The sequence below is a fragment of the Kribbella sp. NPDC050470 genome, assembly GCF_044458365.1.
Classification (GTDB): Bacteria; Actinomycetota; Actinomycetes; order Propionibacteriales; family Kribbellaceae; genus Kribbella.
On record NZ_JBITHV010000006.1, the window covers coordinates 116,237 to 132,045 of the forward strand.

Genomic DNA, 15,809 nt, shown 5'->3' on the forward strand with positions numbered 1-15,809 from the left:
GGCCGAACGTCTATCGTCTGCGCCATGCAATCCGTGTCGCCCCGGATCCGGGCGCTCGCCGCCGCCGTCGCCTGCATCGTGATCGCGCTCGCCGCGGCGCTGGCGGTGGACAGTCGGCTCGATCGGCACTGGATCATGCGCGGTCTCACGCTGTTCCTCGCGCTTTGCTGTGCTGCCTTGCTGCTCACCGACCAGAGCCGTCGGTTCCGTCAGATCATCACCGGGGTCGGTCTTCTCATGTTCGGAGTCGTCTTCCCGGTCACCTCGACCACCTGGGCCACCCCGCCGGAGATCGACTTCGCCCTCGCGGTCGCAACCGACGCGGAGAACGCCGCGACCAAGGACGCCCGCAGTGTCGTCACCGTCGAGGACGTGAAGTCGGCCGCCGAAGCACGCGGCGGCGCAATCGGTTCCCTGCAAACCGAACGAAGCCCGCAGGTCCGCGGCGCCGACGCCTTCCCCCTCATCGTCCGCCCCAAATCCACCCAGGGCCGCCCCTGGGCCTGCCTCACCTTCACCAACGGCCTAGAAGCCAAGATCCGAGCCTGCTGAACCCGAGCCCGACGGTCGGTGTGGGCTGGTTCAGTGGGGGTTGGTTGTGGCTAGTTGCTCGGCTCGGTCTAGGGGGTTCCAGGTGATTTGCTTGCCTGCTAGTTGGGCTTCGATTACTTCGAGGCCGGCCTGCCAGCCTGCGGAGGCGGGGGCGGCGGATTCGGGGTCGGTGAGGACGTTGGTGAAGACGAGCCGGCTGCCTTCCGGCGTACCCGTGATCTCCCAGGTGAGGATTTCGCCGGACCATTCGTACTCGAGCATCGACGGCGGCTCGTTGCGGAGCATTTGGCCGTTGGGGGTGGCGGCTGGGTCGTCGGTCATGCCGTAGCGGCGGTGTTGTTCGGGGGTGACGCCGAAGAACAGGGCCGCGCCGGCAGGGTGGTCCAGGTCGACGATGGCGGGGAACCAGACGGACAGTTGGGTCGGGTCGGTGATGGCCTGCCAGACCTTCTCCGGTGGGTGCGGGAGCAGCCGGACGAAACGGATCGCCACTCGGCCGTCATCGGTCTCGAACACCGTTCCACGTCGACTGTCCATGCCGTCAATATAACCCAACTGGCATATAGGCGGGAGTCGACCAGATCAGGGGATGGCAGTCGCCGCGTCGAACCAGGTGGTCGGGTCGCGTGGGTCACCGGCGAGCTGCAGCGGTTCGGCGACTCTCCGGAGCCTGCCGACGTCGGGCGTGCTGGTGAGGTCCTGGATCACGACGGCCACGCCGTTGCCTTCCATGCGGATCGCGGACTTGGCCGGCTTCGGCCGGTCGACCGGCTCCCCGAAGGTCAGCTCGGCGATGTACCAGGCCTTCATGCCGTTGATGGTCAAGTCGGGCTTGGGCTCGGGGAATCGCGACATCTGGTTCCAGAACTTGTCGGTGGTGACCCGGATCCGCAGGTCGTCCCCGGGCTGTGGGTCGTACGGGCGGTCGGTCTTGGCGTAGCCCTTCAGGTCCCGGAGCCGGAAGCCGGTCGCCGGATTCCCGTCACTCACATCGACGGTGAAGTTCTGCCCGGACCCTTCGATCCCGGCGTCCGGACTCCGATAAGTGACGCGGCCAGGCCGCAGCCCCTCCGGCAAGTACCCCACCTTCACCGGCGATCCGAGAGTTCGCGTCCCTGGTGAGATCGACTTCGCGATGGTCACCGCGAGCGGCACGTTCGCCTCGTACGGAGCGTCGAGCTGCGGCACCTTGAGCGTGCCGAGCTCCTGCTGCGAGCTGCAGGTCAGCAGCGCCCACAGGCCGTCGCCCGGTTGCCAGACCACCGTCTGCAGCGGGTCGCCCTGGATGGCCCCGAGGTACCCGCGAGGCGCCGCAATGAACGGGCGGCGCTGTGTCGAGCGCACGACCCGCCCCGACCGCCCGTTGAGGTCGATGCGAGGACTGCCGGCCGGGATCGTCGCCGGATCGAAGTCGCCGTTGCGATGCACGGTCAGCAGGCAGGTGGTGATCCAGGGGCGGCCGGTGAACCCGATCAGCTCGTAGTCCTGCCGATTCGCCGTGTGCACGCGAGGATTCACCCTCATCCCCTTCGGCACCGGCAGGTCGACCCACGGCGTCCACGCCGAGTTCCGAGGCTCTGCCGTCACGGCCCGATCGTTCAACTGGCTCACCACGATCGGCCCGGCGACAGCAGCTGTGGCAGTCGCCAACGCGGTGGCAACAACGAGAGGTGTACGGCGACGTCGTACCCGACCGAGCCTGGTCAGCGTCTCGTCCGGCGCCGGGGCCGAGCTCGCGAGGTGGTTGAAGGCGGCGCGGAGGTCTTCCTCAGTACGCATGGTTCACTTCCGAGGTCAGAGTCGGGGTGGTGAATTCGATCCGGAGGGTCGCGAGGGCGCGCGAGGCGTGCGCGCGAACGGTTCCGGCCGAGCAGCCGAGGGTCTCGGCGATCTCGGCGTCGCTCAGGCCGCCGTAGTACCGGAGCACCAGTACGGCGCGTTGCCGCCGGGGCAGCTTGGCCAGTTCGGCGATCAACTGATCGCGGTCGGCCGCCCGGTCGGCGTGGTCGGGTGTCTCCTCGGCCGGGAAGATCTCGGCCCGCGGCACGTACCGGGACCACTTGCGCCGCCAGGACAGGTACTCGTTGACCACCATCCGCCGCAGGTAGGCGTCCGGGCGACCGGCGGCGTCGACCCGGGACCAGTTCCGGTGCGCCTTGATCGCGACGTCCTGGACCAGGTCCTCGGCCAGATGCCCCGACCCGCACAGCGCGGTGGCGAACCGGAGCAACCCAGGCAGCCCCGAGCGGGTCCACTCGTCGAAGGTCACGTCCCCTCCCAGGGTGCCGGCGGTCTACACCAGTACAGACGACACGAGGACCCGATCTGCTGAGTCCAGTTGCTGGGCAATCGATTTCTCACAGGCCCGGCGACGACCTAAGGTCGCGGGTATGACTCTTGGGAACTTGTCCGGAATCAGCGCGATCGTGGACGTCGAGACGCGCTCCATCAGTGCGGAGAACCCCACCGGTGAGCCCGGCCAGGGCGGCCGGCGGACCGAGGGGACCGGCGCCAACGCGGCCCGGGACCTCGGCCAGGGCTGGAAGGTGTCGCCGTCGATCGAGATCGGCCCGGGGGAGACCGCGACGCTGGCGGACATCGCCGGCCAGGGCTGCATCACGCACATCTGGCTCACCACGCACGTCGACCACTGGCGGCGGCTGGTGCTGCGCGCGCACTGGGACGGCGACGAGGCGCCGGCGATCGAGACACCGGTCGGCGACTTCTTCTGCTCCGGTTGGGGCAAGTTCGCCCAGGTCAACTCGCTCCCGGTCGCGGTGAACCCCAACGGCGGCTTCAACAGCTACTGGGAGATGCCGTTCCAGTCCGAAGCCAGGCTGACCCTGGAGAACACCCACGACGAAGCAGTGGTCGTGTACTTCCAGGTCGACTACTGGCTGGGCGCAGTACCGGACAACACGGCGTACCTGCACGCGCAGTGGCGGCGGAGCAACCCGCTGCCCACCAAGACCGTGCACACCCTGCTGGACGGCGTGGAGGGCCCGGGACACTACGTCGGCACGTACGTCGCGTGGGGCGTCAACAGCAGCGGCTGGTGGGGTGAGGGTGAGGTGAAGTTCTACGTCGACGGCGACGACGAGTTCCCGACCATCTGCGGTACCGGGACCGAGGACTACTTCGGTGGCGCGTGGAACTTCGACGTGCCGCACCTCGGCGGTTACACCGAGTTCAGTACGCCGTACCTCGGCATGCCGCAGGTGATCCGGCCGGACGGGCAGTACGCGAGCCAGCAGCGGTTCGGCATGTACCGCTTCCACCTGCCAGACCCCATCCGCTTCAAGGAGAAGCTGCGCGTTGACGTCCAGGCGCTCGGCTGGCGCTCCGGCGGCCGCTACCTCCCGCTCCAGGACGACATTGCCTCGACTGCCTTCTTCTACTCGGTCAAGACCAGTACGGCGCGCCCGGAAGCGCCGGTGCACGACGCGATGGAGATCTGCTAGGGGATTGGCAGCGGCCGCTCGAGTGCAGCGCCGGCGAGGACGACCAGGGCTGAGGTCCAGCCGAGGGGAGCCTCGCCGGCCGGCTGCCGGTCGCGGTTCACCTTCTCCGGCAGCGCGCCGGTGCTGGTCCGGTACTCGTTCAGCCAGGTCAGCAGCTCACCGGCCGTCGCGCGATCCCAGCGCGCTGCGGCGCTCAACGCGAACAACGCGGTCTGCGGTGTCCAGGCGACCCCGTCGGTCCGCCAGTCCTCGCCCGGCGTCACCCCGCCGTTCGGCTGCGTCAGTCCGGCGCGTGCCCGCTCGATCGCCCGGTCGACCTCGGTACGGCGGGGCGCGAACGGCGGCCCGAGGACCGTGACGATCGCATCCGCCCCGCCGCCTAGCCCGATCGCCTCGAGTCCCGGCTCCAGGAAGGCCACCGCCCGCGCGGGCGTCCGCGGATAGTCCGGCCCGAAGTGCCGATCCGTTGCCGCGGACAACTTCTCCGCCGCCGCCCGCCACCGTGCCGCGTCGTCCGGATGCCCTAAGTCCGTGGCGATCCCGACCGCGGATCGAAGCCCGGCGAGCAGCGGCGCCACAGTGCCGAGCGTCACCTCGGCCTCCGGGCGTTCCCAGTAGTCCGGCGACGGTCCGGGCAAGCCGTTCGGTCCGAGCTCAGCGACGATCTGGTCCGCCGACTCCCGGACCAACTCCCAGTAGCTGCCGCCGGCCTTGCAGAACCACGTTGCCCACAGCACCCATCCCGACCCGTCGAGCTGAGCTTCGCGCCCGTCCCGGACGGCCTCCCCACCCGAGGAGTAGCGGGCCTCCCACCGACCCGTCGACGGCCTGACCCCGTCGAGGAAGTCCAGCACGCGTACGGCGTCCGCCGTACGGCCGATCGCGCAGTACGCGGCAGCCACGAAGGAGGCGTCCCGCGGCCAGACGAAACGCCACGGCCCGTCCCACCCGGCAAGGGTCGCGCCGTTCGGCAGTGTGAGGGCATCGAGGTCGGCGACCGCGTGCTGCATCATGTCGTCGTACTGGCCGTCGTCGGCGGTCAGCGCGGACGAGCCCGGCACCCCCTCAGCGACCAGCTGCGGCTGGGGGTTGCGCACCAGGTTGACCGTCGTCCCGGCGGCCAGGAGCGCCAGCAGGACGGCGATGACGACGGCCGGAAACCACCGGACCCGCCGCGCGCTGTCGTCCCGCATGGTTCTCCCTGCTGCTGGATCTACTGGGCCAGGTGCTGCACTTCGGCCTCGAACTTGCGCCGCGGTGCGAGTTCCACCAAGTACATGGCAGACAGCATCAGAGCGCCACCCACCAGCATCCGCCAGGTCACGCTCTCCGCCCCGAACAGGACGGCGAACGCCGACGCGAACACTGGTTCCATTGTCATCGCGATCGCCGCGCGGGTGGGAGTGAGGTGTGCCTGGGCCCAGGTCTGGACGATGAGTGCGAGCGCACCCGCGACGAGCGCCATGTAGAAGACGCTGACCCAGTCAGCGCCCGTACCCGGTACGGCGAAGCCGCCCGGAACGGCGCCGATCGCGCAGACGCAGGTGATCACGACCATCTGCAGCGCGGACAGCCCGAAGGCGTTCGAGGAGGTGGACCAGGCGCCGAGGCCAATGATGTGCAGCGCGTACAGGCCGGCCGAGGCCAGCGTGAGCAGCTCGCCGATGCCCAGGCTGAGCCCGCGCAGCGACAGGACGCCAAGGCCCACAGTGGCGAGGATCACGGCGACCCAGGCCCAGCGGCCGATCTTGTGCCGCAGGATGACCGCGGCCAGCAGTGGCGTGAAGACGACGTACATGCCGGTGACGAAGCCGGAGACGCTCGCCGAGGTGTGCCGCAGGCCCTCGGTCTGGACCAGCTGGGCGATGCCGTAGGTGATGCCGAGGGCAACGGCCCGGCCGCGGTCGAGGCGGCTGAGCCGGGCGATCGCGGGCGGGTGCACAAGGATCAGCGCGACCGAGGCGATCAGGAACCGCAACGCCAGGTAGTCGGCGACGTCCATCCTGGTGAGCAGGTCCTTGGTCAGGAAGAACGTCGATCCCCACGCCGCCGCGACCGCGAGCAGGGCCAGTACGGCGAGACGCGGGTGATTCACGCCGGACATCTCATCAGACGCCCGGCGACCGGGGCAAAACGGCTACAGAACCGTGATGACGACCTCGCTGCCCGGCTTGACCTTCTTCTTGGCGCCCGGGTTCTGGGCCGCGACGATGTTCAGGCCGAGGCCGTACGGCGCCTTCTCCGTCTTCACGGTGAAACCTGCCTCGGTCAGGATCCGCTGCGCGTCGGCGAGCCGTTTGCCCTTGACGTTCGGGACCTCGACCAGCGGCGGGCCCTTCGACACCACCAGCTGGACCTTGTCCTTGGCGAACAGCGTGCCGGTGTTCGGGCTCTGGCTGATCACCTTGCCCTCGGCGACCTTCTCGTCGTACTGGTCCGTCCGGCCGATCACGAAGCCGAGTCTGCGCAGTTCCTTGCTGGCGTCGCGGTACGACTTCCCGGTGGTGTCCGGGACCGTGATCGGCCGCTTGCCCTTGCTGATCGCGAGGTTGACCGCGGTCCCGGGCTTCACGACCGTGTCGAACTTCGGGCTGAACGCGATCACCCGTCCGGCCGGCACGGACTCGTTGTACTGCTCGTTGATCTGCCCGGTGATCAGCTTGATCGGGTCCAGCGCCCGCTTCGCCGCCTCCAGGTCCAGCCCGGCGAGCTGGGGGACCCGGTAGCGCTCCGGGCCCTTGGAGACGGTGAGACCGATCTCACCGTTCTTGCGGATCCGGTCGCCGGGGGCGGGGTCGGTCGCCATGACCTCGCCCGTCGGCACGTCCTCGGAGAAGTCCTGGTTCGCGAGGGTCGTCCGCAGTCCGGCCTTCTCCGCTTTGGTGGCGGCGTCTGCCGGCACCATGTTCACCAGGTTCGGTGTGGCGGTGTAGCGGTGGATGCCGTAGTACCAGGCCGCCGTACCGACGCCGATGGCGGCGGCCAGGATGGCGATCAGCGCGATCAGCCCGCGGCCCTTCCGCTGCGGCGGTGCATGGACCCTCGCTGCACCCGTGGGCCGCCCGTTCTCCACCGGTACGACGATCGTGTCGTGCCGCAGCAGCTGGCCGTTCTCCTCGGGGGCGCCCCGCGTGTAGCCGTCGTCGTACCCGCTGTCCTGGCGGATCTGCTGGATCGGCACAGTGAGGTCGCCGGTGAGCTCCGGGTCGTCCGGCAGGCCCTCGTCGAGGGCACTGCGCACCCGGCGCACCTGGCGACTCAGCACCCGGGCGTCGGCCGGCCGCAGGTCCCGGTCCCGCGCGGTCGCGCGCTGCACGAGCGCATCGACGTACGGCGGGATGCTCGGCTGCTCCGCCGACGGCGCAGGCACGTCGGCGTGCACATGCGCGTAGGCGACCTGGATCGGGGTGTCACCGGAGTGCGGCTTGTTGCCGGTGAGCATCTCGTACAGCAGGATGCCGGACGAGTACACGTCGGAGCGGGCGTCCGCACTACCGTCAGTGACGAGCTCAGGCGCCAGGTAGGACACCGTGCCCATCAGCAGGCCCTGCGTCGCGGTGTTGCCGGTCGCAGAGACCGCACGGGCCAGGCCGAAGTCCGCGACCTTCACCACGCCGTTGTCGGAGATCAGCACGTTCTCCGGCTTGATGTCGCGATGGACGATGCCGGCGTCGTGCGCTGCCGAGAGCGCGGACAGGATCGGCGCGAGCAGGTCAAGCGCTCGAGAGGGGGTGAGTGGCGCCTGCTCGCGGATCACGTCCCGCAGCGTCCGGCCGGGGACGTACTCCATCGCCAGGAACAGGGTGCCGTCGTCGTCACCCTGGTCGAAGACGGCGACCACGTTCGGGTGCGAGAGCCGGGCGGCGGCGCGGGCCTCGGCCACGAACCGGCGGGTGAACTGGGCGTCGTCGCCGAGCCCGTCGTGCATCACCTTGAGCGCGACCACCCGGTCCAGCCGCATGTCGAGGGCCTGGTAGACAGTGGCCATGCCGCCCTTGGCGACGCGCGCGCCGACGCGGTACCGTCCGTCGAGCACTCGCCCGACGAGGCGGTCGCTGACCTGCGTGTCCACGTCGTCCGTCACTTGCGGTGAGCCGCCTCTCCAAGCCGTTCTGCTCTGAGAGTGTAGATAACGGCTCAGCGTCACCGCGCCAGGCGCACCGCAGTAGCTGCTACCTCACCGTAACGGGTCCCAGCTCCGCTCCAGCTGTGCCTTGATCCGGAGGACGTTCTTCACGTAGGCCTTCGTGTCCGGGTACATGCCGTTCCGGGTCACCCCGCCCAGGCCCTGGTAGTACGCCGCGACGGCGATGTCCAGCCGCGCCGCGCTGGTCAGCCGGTCCAGCAGCACCACCCCGGCGGTGACGTTGTCCTGCGGCCGGAGCAGGTCCAGCTTCCGCCCGACGATCGAGGAGGCGAACTGCCCGGTCGAGGGGATCACCTGCATCGCGCCGATGGCGTTCGCGGGGGAGACCACCCGCTGCTTCCAGCCCGACTCCTGCCAGCTGATTGCGAGCGCCAGCTCCGGGTCGACACCGTGCCGCGTGGCGGTGCTGACGATGAGCGTCCGCATCTGGGCCCGGGTCGGCAGCTTGCGGCTCTTCAGGATCGCCCGGTTGCGATCGGCGCGGGCGACGATGTGGTCGGGGTAGGTGCGCCCGGCGAAGGTGTTGTTCTTCTTCTTGACCGGAGCCTTGGCCTTCGGGCGGATCTTGACCGGGATCTGCAGCCGTTTGCCGGCGTAGATGTGGTCGCCGGCGCGCAGTCCGTTGGCGGCCAGCAGGTTCGCCTGGGAGCACTTGAAGCGTTTGGCGATCCTGGAGACGGTGTCGCCGGGCTTGACGACGTACGTCACCCGGCCGAGCTGGGACCGCTTGGACGGGTGCGCCGCCGTGGCGCCTTGCTTGCCGGGCACCTTGAGCACCTCGCCGGCGTAGATCGCGTTGCCGTTGCCGGGCAGGTTGTTCAAGGCAACCAAGTTCTGGACTGTGGTGCCGTAGCGGCCGGCGATGTGGCTGAGCGTGTCGCCGTCCTTCACCTTGTACGAGCCGAAGCCCGGCGAGCCGGCGGTGATCACGGCCGCGGTCAGGAACGGTACGGCGATGCCCGTCAGTACACGTACGACGTTACGCATGTTCGATCTCCCCGTGTGAACGTCACTTGACCGTAAGTGCTGATACGGATGTGACAACAGGGGCGATTGGGGTGCTTGTTACGCCTGTAACCCAATGTTTACAATTCAAGGCTGAACTACATGCGTGTAGTTCACAAGCTGTCCTTGCTCGGAGCAACCGAACGGGTCAGAACCTGCTGCCGAGGAACGGCTTCCCGAGCTCCGGGACCACGCCGCTGCGGACCGTGTCCGCGATGATCTGCGCGGTGATCGGCGTCAGCAGCACGCCGTTGCGGTAGTGGCCCGTTGCCCACAGCAACCCATCCAGTCCGGACGGCCCGAGCACGGGCGCGTTGTCCGGAGTGGCCGGCCGCAGCCCGGCGATCGTCTCCACCAACTCCAGTTCGTCCGTGATCGGCAGGACGGTCCGCGCGTCCCGCAGCAACGCGAACACTCCGCCTGCGAGCACCCGGGTGTCGTAGCCGAGCTCGGAGGAGGTCGCACCCACCACGAGCTCACCGCCGGGCCGCGGGACGAGATAGACCGAGAAGCCTCTGGCTGTGGCCCGTACGACGTGACTCAGCGCCGGTCGATACGCTTCCGGCACCCGCAGCCGCAGTACCTCACCTTTCACCGGGCGCACTGGTGGCCGCAGCTCCTGAGGTACGCCGTCCAGCTGCCCGGACCACGGTCCTGCCGCAGCAATGACGTGCCCGGCGTGCACGGTGCCCCCGTTGTCCAGTTGTACGCCGACTGCCGTCGTACCGGACGTGATGACGTGGGACACGCGCTCACGGATCAGGGTGACGCCGGCAACCTCCACTGCGCGGAGGAGTGCGGTCACTGCCTGCCTGTTGTCGACTGAGTGGTCGCCGGGGACCCACACGCCGCCGGAGACGCCGGTGGCCAGCATGGGCTCGCGTTTGCGGGCGTCGCGGCCGGACAGCTCCTCGACCTCGAGGCCGAGCCGGCGCTGGTAGTCGGCCAGCCTCCGGAGGGCTGCTGCGTCGTCGACGTCGTACGCGACCGACAGCGTTCCGGTCTGGTGCAGGCCGGCGGACAGGCCGGTGGCGGCTTCCAGCTCGGCGGCGAACGTCGGCCAGGCGGCCACGCTGGCCAGATTGAGGGCCAGCAGGTCGTCCTCGCCGTACTCGACCTCGGTGACCGGGGCGAGCATGCCGGCGGCGACGTTGGAGGTCTGGGTGCCGGGTGTCGGGTCACATACCGTCACCTGGATACCGTCTGCAGCCAGCCGCCAGGCCGTGGCCAAACCGATCAGCCCGGCGCCGACCACCACCACGTCGGATGTGAGCCCGGTCATGGGGCCTCCCGGTCTGGACTGAGGAGCGGAGGGAGCGAAGCGACTGGAGCGACGAGGGAAGACCGGGAGTTACAGCCCCATGACCCGCCGCGCGGCAGCGCGGCAATCAGTACAGGCATGCCAACACCCTACGACGGTGGGGGCATGGCAGGCTTGGCGGTGTGACTGAGCGCACCGACAGACTCCAAGACGCCCGGCTCTACCTGTGCACGGATGCGCGGGAGAAGCAGGGCGACCTCGAACAGTTCCTGGACGCCGCGCTGAGCGGCGGTGTGGACATCGTGCAGCTGCGCCAGAAGGAGATGGAGGCGGCGGACGAGCTGGCCGCGCTCGAGGTCTTCGCGGACGCCTGCAAGCGGCACGGCAAGCTGCTCGCCGTCAACGACCGTGCGGACATCGCGTTCGCGGCCGGGGCCGACGTACTGCACCTTGGCCAGCGGGACCTGCCTGTGCACGCAGCGCGGGCAGTCATCGGTCCGGAGCCGATCGTCGGACGCTCCACCCACACCTTCAGCCAGGTGAACGCCGCCGTGACCGAGCAGGGGTCGGAGTACTTCTGCGTCGGCCCGACCTGGGAGACCCCGACCAAGCCGGGCCGCCAGGCCGCTGGGCTCGAGCTGGTCTCCTACGCGGCCAGCAGGCAGCAGTCCAAGCCGTGGTTCGCGATCGGCGGGATCGACCTCGACCGGCTGGACGAGGTCATCGAGGCGGGCGCCACCCGTGTGGTCGTCGTCCGGGCGATCACCGACGCGGGCGACCCGGCGGCGGCCGCAGCGGAGTTCAGCAGGCGGTTGCGGAGCGCCGGGTGATCAACAACCCGAAGGCCGCCCGGATCGTCGCGATCGTGGTGATCGCGATGCTGGTGATCACGCTGGCGGCCGCGCTGTTCGGGTGCAGCGCGCAAGAGAAGGCGAGCAGTACCGATACCGACAGCGGTCTGACCGTCGTCGCGATGGCGGACCTGCCGGACGAGGCGCGGGACACGCTGAGGCTGATCGACCAGGGCGGGCCGTTCCCGTACAGCCGCGACGGCGTGGTGTTCGGGAACTTCGAGAAGCTGCTGCCCCAGCAGGACCGTGGGTACTACCGGGAGTACACCGTGAAGACGCCGGGGGAGAACGACCGCGGCGCCCGCCGGATCGTGACCGGGAAGGGTGGCGAGCGTTATTACACCGACGATCACTACAAGTCGTTCCGCCGGGTCGCGGCGGACGGGGGGACCGACGGATGACTGAGCTGCGCACGCTGCTGACCAAGGGCCTGCGGCCCGGGGTCTACCGCTGGCCCTCGGACGCCCGCCCGGACCAGGTACGGCGTGACGCGGCCGAAGCCGGCTGGGACTTCGTCCTGCTGGACACCAGCGAGATCCACGACAAGACCGGCTTCCTGGACCTCTGCGCGACCGCGTTCGATCTGCCGCGCTGGTTCGGGCGCAACTGGGACGCGCTCGCCGACTCGCTCGGTGACCGCTCCACCGGCGAGCCCGAGCTCGTCCTGTGGGCCGGCCTGCACCACCTGCTCGAGCACGACCGCGACACCGTCGACGTCGCGCTGCAGATCTTCAGCGAGGACGTCACGGCCTCCGGTCAGCTCCGGGTGCTCGTCCAGGAGCACCCGGACGCCGAGCCCCCGGACCTGCTCAGCGCCCAGCCGGTCCTGTAGGCAGCAAGCGCTCCGCGAGCTCGGACAGCTCGCCGACGAACCACAGGGACCGGCCGCGGTTGCTCTCCCGCACCCAGTCGCGCAGCGGCTTGCTCGCGGCGAGCTTGTCCGAGATGTCCCCGACCACGACCAGGCCCATCCGGTAGTTCACGAACTTCTGCACGATCGCCCCGGCCCGTCCGGTCCGCAGCTCGAAGAACTCGTCGCCCAGCTCCGCCGCCGGCAGCGCAACCCACTCCGCCTGGTGCTCGTAGTGCGCGGTCGCGATCAGCTGTACGGCGTCGCCCTCGTCCACCACGCCGGTGTCCGCCACGAACACCCGCACGCCGCCTAGCTCCTCAACCACGTCAGCACCCTCTCGGTCTGGGCCGGCAGCACGTGTCCGGCCTCCGGCAACAAGACGGTCGCCTCCGGCAACCGCCGTTCGGTCTCGTGGGAGTCGAGCATCCGGTCCCTCCCTCCGACGATGACGAGGAGGTCGAGCTTCTCCAGTTGCTCGTCGGTGAAGATCGGCAGCGACACCCGGCGCGGCCGGAAGTGCTCATGGATCAGCAGGGCGAAGTCGCCGTACTCCGTTGGTTCTCCTGACGGCAACGGGCCCGCGACGAGTCGCATCGTCTGCACGATTCCCCACCGTCCCCAGGGCAGCAGGAACAGCGCAGGCAGGTAGATCAGCGACTTCTGCCGCCCGATCCCGCTAGGGGTCAGCAGCGCCAGCTTCGCCACCTGCCGCCGGATCGCGTAGTCGAGCGCGAACCAGCCACCCAGGGAGGACGCGACCATCGACACCGGCTCCGACATACCCAGACCTTCGAGTACGTCGTCCAGCCAGTCGACGTGAGCGTCCAGCGGGGGACGCGCGTCCGCGCTCAGGCCCGGCTCACCGATCAGGTCGACGGCGTGGAGGCGGAAGTGCTCGGACCATGCGACCACATCGCCGATCCACTCCAGCGTCGTACTGGCCGAGCCGTGCAGCAGGACCAGCGGCGGGGCGTCGACCGGCCCGCAGCTCACCACGAACGTCTCGCCCTGCCTGGTCGGCACGACCTGTTGCTCGCTCGGCACCGGCCAGGTCGCCAGCAGCTCGCGGTAGCGCTCATGCAGAGCGCTCCGGCCGACTGCCGACTTCCAGATCATGCAATCAAAGTACCTCAAACATCCCCATCTGACGAATTATAGGGAATTCTAAGGAAACTGCCGTAGCCTGGAGTCCCACGACGACAGGGACGCGGATGCCACAAGAGCTGTACTCGGTCGAGCAGGTCGCGAGCCGGCTCGGCCTGCACGTCCGGACGATCCGGAACTACGTGCGCGACGGCCGGCTGAAGGCCGTCCGGATCGGGAAGCAGTACCGGATAGCCCGCGAGGACCTCGAGGCGTTCACCGGCACCAGCGCCGCCGCGCTCGAGGCCGACGAGCAGTCCCGGCACGTCGAGGCGTCGAGCATCGTGCACATCGACGCGATCGACCGCGCGGAGGCGGACCGGATCACCACCCACGTGATGGGTTCGCTCAATCAGAGCGGGATCGGCAGGCTCCGGGTCGAGACTGTGTACGACGAGGATCGCGCCGTACTCAAGGTGATCATCCTCGGCGACCTGGCCCCCACCGCCGAGCTGCTCCGCCTGATCAACCTGATGACGACGCCTTAGAGGACGCGGGAGGTGGCGGCGATCGCCAGGTCGGCGAGTGCCTTGCGGGCGGTGTCGTCGGCCAGCGGAGCGCGGTCGAGCGCGTCCAGGGCGTCCTCGGTCCGCTCGGTGATCAGGTCCTCGCAGGCCTGCACCGCGCGCGAGTCCTGCAGGATCTCGCGCAGCAGCTGGATCTCGTCGTCGTGCAGGTCCGGCCGCCCGAAAAGCCGGTCGAACTCGGCCAGCTGCACCTCCGACGCGTGGTCGACCGCGTAGGCCACAAGCACGGTCCGCTTGCCCTCACGGAGGTCGTCACCGGCCGGCTTGCCGGTCAGCGCCGGATCGCCGAACACCCCGAGCAGGTCGTCGCGCAGCTGGAACGCCTCGCCCACGGGCAGCCCGTACGCCGACAGGGCCTCGATCAACCGCCGGTCGCCGCCGGCCAGCGCCGCGCCGATGTGCAACGGCCGCTCGACCGTGTACGTCGCGGACTTGTACCGCAGCACCCGCAGCGCCTGGTCCATGTCGGACACGCCACTCGCCTGCGCGACCAGGTCCAGGTACTGCCCGGCGGTCACCTCGACCCGCACGGCATCGAAGAACTTCGACGCCCGGGCCAGTGCGGCCGCGTCGAAGCCGGACGTGTGCAGCATCTCGTCGGCCCAGATCAGGCACAGGTCGCCGAGCAGGATGGCTGCCCCGACGCCGAAGCGCTCCGGGTCGCCTCCGAGCCCGGACGCCTCGGACCGGGCCCGCTGCAGGGCCTCGAAGCGACGGTGGGCCGCCGGCGCGCCTCGCCGTACGTCGGAGGAGTCCATCACGTCGTCGTGCACCAGGGCGCTGACGTGCAGCATCTCCAGGCTGGCCGCCGCGGTCAGGATCGGCTGCGTCAGATCGCCGCCTGCGGCCCGGAAACCCCAGTAGCAGAAGGCCGGCCGCAGCCGCTTGCCGCCGCTGGTCGCGCCCCGCGCGGCCTGCACCTGCTCGGTCAGCTCCGGCCCGATCGCCACCAGCCGCTGCTGCTGCAGGTCGAGGAAACCGGTCAGCGCGCGCTGTACCTCGGCCGGGATGTCCACATCGCCATACACGTCTCGGAGCGTAGTCGGTGGCAGCGGCGTGGTGGACACCGCGGGTAACCTGTCGGCATGGCGAACGGTCTCCCTTCGACGCTGCCCGGCGGTACGCCGACGATCCGTGACCTGCTCGCGACCGGACACCGTTCGTTCTCCTTCGAGTTCTTCCCACCGAAGACGCCCGAGGCCGAAGAGGTGCTGTGGCGGTCGATCCGCGAGATCGAGCAGCTCCGGCCGACCTTCGTCTCGATCACGTACGGCGCGGGCGGGACCACCCGGGACGGCACCATCCGGGTCACCGAGCGAGTCGCGCAGGACACGTCGCTGACTCCGCTCGGCCACCTCACCTGTGTCGCCCACTCCCGCGACGAGTTGCGCTCGGTGATCGGCGCCTACGCCGGCGCGGGCGTCCGGAACATGCTCGCCCTGCGCGGCGACCCGCCGGGCGGTCCGAACCAGCCCTGGGTCGCGCACCCGGAGGGCATGAACCATGCGATCGAGCTGGTCGAGCTGATCCGGTCGCTGGGCGACTTCTGCGTCGGGGTGGCTGCCTTCCCGGACAAACATCCGGAGGCCCAGTCGCTGGAGGCGGACGCGCAGGTGCTGGCGGCCAAGGCCGCCGCGGGCGCGGACTACGCGATCACCCAGATGTTCTTCGGCGCGGACGACTACTTCCGGCTGGTCGAGCGGGCGTCCGCGCTGGGCTGCGACATCCCGGTGCTGCCGGGCATCATGCCGGTCACCAACATCAAGCAGATCCAGCGGATGGCGGAGCTGACCGGCATGGCGTTGCCGAAGGCCGTCACCGACCGGTTGCTCGCGGTCGAGGACGAGCCGTCCGCGGTCCGCGAGATCGGTATCGAGATCGCCACCGAGCTGTGCGAGCAGCTGCTCGGGGGCGGTGCGCCGGGGATTCACTTCATCACGCTGAACCGGTCCACGGCGACCCGGCAGGTGTTCCTGAACCTCCGCTCGTCGGTCGTGTCCTGAACCCGG

Annotated in this window: 18 protein-coding genes; 7 read left to right on the forward strand and 11 right to left on the reverse strand. The window is 69.5% G+C overall.

Annotated features, from left to right (window positions below):
- The first annotated feature begins 24 nt into the window (after positions 1–24).
- On the forward strand, positions 25–552 hold the full coding sequence (locus ACIBGM_RS18665; RefSeq protein ID WP_396386279.1) for a hypothetical protein: 528 nt from the start codon (positions 25–27) through the stop codon (positions 550–552).
- Between the two features lie 30 nt (positions 553–582).
- Here the strand turns inward: ACIBGM_RS18665 and ACIBGM_RS18670 are convergent, their stop codons facing one another.
- From ACIBGM_RS18670 to ACIBGM_RS18680, 3 genes are read right to left on the reverse strand one after another with little or no spacing between them, the layout of a single operon-like run.
- Positions 583–1,089, reverse strand: a complete 507-nt coding sequence (locus ACIBGM_RS18670; RefSeq protein ID WP_396386280.1) for an SRPBCC domain-containing protein — start codon at positions 1,087–1,089, stop codon at positions 583–585.
- A 45-nt stretch (positions 1,090–1,134) separates the two neighbouring features.
- A complete protein-coding gene (locus ACIBGM_RS18675; protein WP_396386281.1) occupies positions 1,135–2,331 on the reverse strand; it encodes a hypothetical protein in 1,197 nt (398 codons plus the stop codon).
- Positions 2,321–2,821, reverse strand: a complete 501-nt coding sequence (locus ACIBGM_RS18680) for a SigE family RNA polymerase sigma factor (protein WP_360530085.1) — start codon at positions 2,819–2,821, stop codon at positions 2,321–2,323. The genes ACIBGM_RS18675 and ACIBGM_RS18680 overlap by 11 nt, the downstream gene beginning before the upstream one ends.
- A 121-nt stretch (positions 2,822–2,942) precedes the next feature.
- Between ACIBGM_RS18680 and ACIBGM_RS18685 the strand changes: the two genes are divergently transcribed.
- On the forward strand, positions 2,943–4,013 hold the full coding sequence (locus tag ACIBGM_RS18685; protein WP_360530088.1) for a glycoside hydrolase family 172 protein: 1,071 nt from the start codon (positions 2,943–2,945) through the stop codon (positions 4,011–4,013).
- Here ACIBGM_RS18685 and ACIBGM_RS18690 read toward each other — a convergent pair.
- The 5 genes from ACIBGM_RS18690 to thiO all read right to left on the reverse strand — a co-directional run bounded on the left by ACIBGM_RS18690 (position 4,010) and on the right by thiO (position 10,447).
- Complete coding sequence (locus tag ACIBGM_RS18690) at positions 4,010–5,206, reverse strand: glucoamylase (RefSeq protein WP_396386282.1); 1,197 nt, start codon at positions 5,204–5,206, stop codon at positions 4,010–4,012. The two genes, ACIBGM_RS18685 and ACIBGM_RS18690, sit on opposite strands and share 4 nt — an antisense overlap.
- Before the next feature lie 20 nt (positions 5,207–5,226).
- The gene (locus ACIBGM_RS18695; protein WP_396386283.1) at positions 5,227–6,108 is read right to left on the reverse strand and encodes a DMT family transporter; all 882 of its coding nucleotides are present in this window, start codon (positions 6,106–6,108) and stop codon (positions 5,227–5,229) included.
- Positions 6,109–6,150: 42 nt separating this feature from the next.
- Entirely contained in the window at positions 6,151–8,097 is a 1,947-nt protein-coding gene (gene pknB / locus ACIBGM_RS18700; protein ID WP_396386284.1) for a Stk1 family PASTA domain-containing Ser/Thr kinase, read from the reverse strand.
- A gap of 93 nt (positions 8,098–8,190) precedes the next feature.
- Entirely contained in the window at positions 8,191–9,147 is a 957-nt protein-coding gene (locus ACIBGM_RS18705; protein WP_396386285.1) for a LysM peptidoglycan-binding domain-containing protein, read from the reverse strand.
- A gap of 166 nt (positions 9,148–9,313) precedes the next feature.
- Positions 9,314–10,447: a glycine oxidase ThiO gene (gene thiO / locus ACIBGM_RS18710; RefSeq protein WP_396386286.1), complete on the reverse strand. Its 1,134-nt coding sequence runs from the start codon at positions 10,445–10,447 to the stop codon at positions 9,314–9,316.
- Positions 10,448–10,608: 161 nt separating this feature from the next.
- Here thiO and thiE point away from each other — a divergent pair, with 161 nt between their 5' ends.
- Genes thiE through ACIBGM_RS18725 form a run of 3 tightly spaced genes read left to right on the forward strand, consistent with a single transcriptional unit; the run spans position 10,609 to position 12,109 of the window.
- The gene (gene thiE, locus ACIBGM_RS18715) at positions 10,609–11,256 is read left to right on the forward strand and encodes a thiamine phosphate synthase (protein WP_396386287.1); all 648 of its coding nucleotides are present in this window, start codon (positions 10,609–10,611) and stop codon (positions 11,254–11,256) included.
- Positions 11,253–11,678 carry a ribonuclease domain-containing protein gene (locus tag ACIBGM_RS18720; RefSeq protein ID WP_396386288.1) on the forward strand — a complete coding sequence of 142 codons (426 nt, stop codon included), beginning with the start codon at positions 11,253–11,255 and terminating at the stop codon, positions 11,676–11,678. Before thiE ends, ACIBGM_RS18720 begins: the two co-directional genes overlap by 4 nt.
- Positions 11,675–12,109, forward strand: a complete 435-nt coding sequence (locus ACIBGM_RS18725; protein WP_396386289.1) for a barstar family protein — start codon at positions 11,675–11,677, stop codon at positions 12,107–12,109. The genes ACIBGM_RS18720 and ACIBGM_RS18725 overlap by 4 nt, the downstream gene beginning before the upstream one ends.
- Here ACIBGM_RS18725 and ACIBGM_RS18730 read toward each other — a convergent pair.
- Together ACIBGM_RS18730 and ACIBGM_RS18735 are read right to left on the reverse strand one after the other, a co-directional pair.
- The gene (locus ACIBGM_RS18730; RefSeq protein WP_396386290.1) at positions 12,087–12,455 is read right to left on the reverse strand and encodes a DUF4180 domain-containing protein; all 369 of its coding nucleotides are present in this window, start codon (positions 12,453–12,455) and stop codon (positions 12,087–12,089) included. The two genes, ACIBGM_RS18725 and ACIBGM_RS18730, sit on opposite strands and share 23 nt — an antisense overlap.
- Positions 12,440–13,246: an alpha/beta fold hydrolase gene (locus tag ACIBGM_RS18735; RefSeq protein WP_360528571.1), complete on the reverse strand. Its 807-nt coding sequence runs from the start codon at positions 13,244–13,246 to the stop codon at positions 12,440–12,442. The genes ACIBGM_RS18730 and ACIBGM_RS18735 overlap by 16 nt, the downstream gene beginning before the upstream one ends.
- Before the next feature lie 95 nt (positions 13,247–13,341).
- On the opposite strand from ACIBGM_RS18735, the gene ACIBGM_RS18740 reads away from it, so the two are divergent.
- The gene (locus ACIBGM_RS18740; RefSeq protein WP_360528567.1) at positions 13,342–13,761 is read left to right on the forward strand and encodes a helix-turn-helix domain-containing protein; all 420 of its coding nucleotides are present in this window, start codon (positions 13,342–13,344) and stop codon (positions 13,759–13,761) included.
- Here ACIBGM_RS18740 and ACIBGM_RS18745 read toward each other — a convergent pair.
- Complete coding sequence (locus ACIBGM_RS18745; RefSeq protein WP_396386291.1) at positions 13,758–14,828, reverse strand: polyprenyl synthetase family protein; 1,071 nt, start codon at positions 14,826–14,828, stop codon at positions 13,758–13,760. The genes ACIBGM_RS18740 and ACIBGM_RS18745 overlap by 4 nt on opposite strands.
- Before the next feature lie 57 nt (positions 14,829–14,885).
- Between ACIBGM_RS18745 and metF the strand changes: the two genes are divergently transcribed.
- Positions 14,886–15,803 (forward strand): methylenetetrahydrofolate reductase [NAD(P)H], encoded by a 918-nt coding sequence (metF, locus tag ACIBGM_RS18750; protein ID WP_396386292.1) that lies wholly within the window; start codon positions 14,886–14,888, stop codon positions 15,801–15,803.
- Positions 15,804–15,809: the final 6 nt, after the last annotated feature.

Coding starts and splice junctions, on each gene's coding strand:
- ACIBGM_RS18665 (WP_396386279.1), top strand. CDS start 25: ATGCAATCCGTGTCGCCCCGGATCCGGGCGCTCGCCGCCGCCGTCGCC.
- ACIBGM_RS18690 (WP_396386282.1), bottom strand. CDS start 5,206: ATGCGGGACGACAGCGCGCGGCGGGTCCGGTGGTTTCCGGCCGTCGTC.
- metF (WP_396386292.1), top strand. CDS start 14,886: ATGGCGAACGGTCTCCCTTCGACGCTGCCCGGCGGTACGCCGACGATC.
- ACIBGM_RS18725 (WP_396386289.1), top strand. CDS start 11,675: ATGACTGAGCTGCGCACGCTGCTGACCAAGGGCCTGCGGCCCGGGGTC.
- ACIBGM_RS18705 (WP_396386285.1), bottom strand. CDS start 9,147: ATGCGTAACGTCGTACGTGTACTGACGGGCATCGCCGTACCGTTCCTG.
- thiO (WP_396386286.1), bottom strand. CDS start 10,447: ATGACCGGGCTCACATCCGACGTGGTGGTGGTCGGCGCCGGGCTGATC.
- ACIBGM_RS18735 (WP_360528571.1), bottom strand. CDS start 13,246: ATGATCTGGAAGTCGGCAGTCGGCCGGAGCGCTCTGCATGAGCGCTAC.
- ACIBGM_RS18685 (WP_360530088.1), top strand. CDS start 2,943: ATGACTCTTGGGAACTTGTCCGGAATCAGCGCGATCGTGGACGTCGAG.
- ACIBGM_RS18740 (WP_360528567.1), top strand. CDS start 13,342: ATGCCACAAGAGCTGTACTCGGTCGAGCAGGTCGCGAGCCGGCTCGGC.
- ACIBGM_RS18670 (WP_396386280.1), bottom strand. CDS start 1,089: ATGGACAGTCGACGTGGAACGGTGTTCGAGACCGATGACGGCCGAGTG.
- ACIBGM_RS18675 (WP_396386281.1), bottom strand. CDS start 2,331: ATGCGTACTGAGGAAGACCTCCGCGCCGCCTTCAACCACCTCGCGAGC.